The sequence below is a fragment of the Pseudomonas putida genome, assembly GCF_004357765.1.
Lineage (GTDB): Bacteria > Pseudomonadota > Gammaproteobacteria > Pseudomonadales > Pseudomonadaceae > Aquipseudomonas > Aquipseudomonas putida_U.
Window position 1 is genome coordinate 1 of sequence record NZ_SMTE01000114.1, and the last position, 604, is coordinate 604.

The following is a 604-nucleotide window of genomic DNA, read 5'->3' on the forward strand; positions in this document are numbered from 1 at the left end:
GCCGCACACGCACTTCACGGGCGAGGTCTACATCCTGTCGAAGGACGAAGGCGGTCGTCACACGCCGTTCTTCAACAACTATCGCCCGCAGTTCTACTTCCGTACGACGGACGTGACCGGCTCGATCGAGCTGCCGGCCGACAAAGAAATGGTCATGCCGGGCGACAACGTGTCGATCACCGTCAAGCTGATCGCCCCGATCGCCATGGAAGAAGGCCTGCGCTTCGCAATCCGTGAAGGTGGTCGTACCGTCGGTGCTGGCGTCGTTGCCAAGATCCTGAAGTAAAAGGCGGATTGATGCGCTGTTCCTCGCAAGGGGTGCGGCGCATCGCCTGTTGCATCGCTCTTTCAATCTACCGGCGGCCCGGCCGCCATGCTCTTTAAGGAAACATCATGCAGAACCAGAAGATCCGTATCCGCCTGAAGGCTTTCGACTATCGCCTGATCGACCAGTCGGCCGCTGAAATCGTCGAGACCGCCAAGCGCACCGGCGCGATCGTCAAGGGCCCGGTGCCCCTGCCGACTCGCATCCAGCGTTTCGACGTTCTGCGTTCGCCGCACGTCAACAAGACCAGTCGCGACCAGTTCGAAATCCGCACGCACC

Annotated in this window: 1 protein-coding gene and 1 pseudogene; both read left to right on the forward strand. The window is 60.8% G+C overall.

The features are described 5' to 3' along the window. Positions 1-286 (forward strand): annotated as a pseudogene (gene tuf / locus E2H86_RS25750) (elongation factor Tu); the annotation flags it as partial. 107 nt (positions 287-393) lie between these two features. After that, on the forward strand, positions 394-604 hold a 211-nt coding region (gene rpsJ, locus E2H86_RS25755; protein WP_133332292.1), incomplete at its 3' end, for a 30S ribosomal protein S10.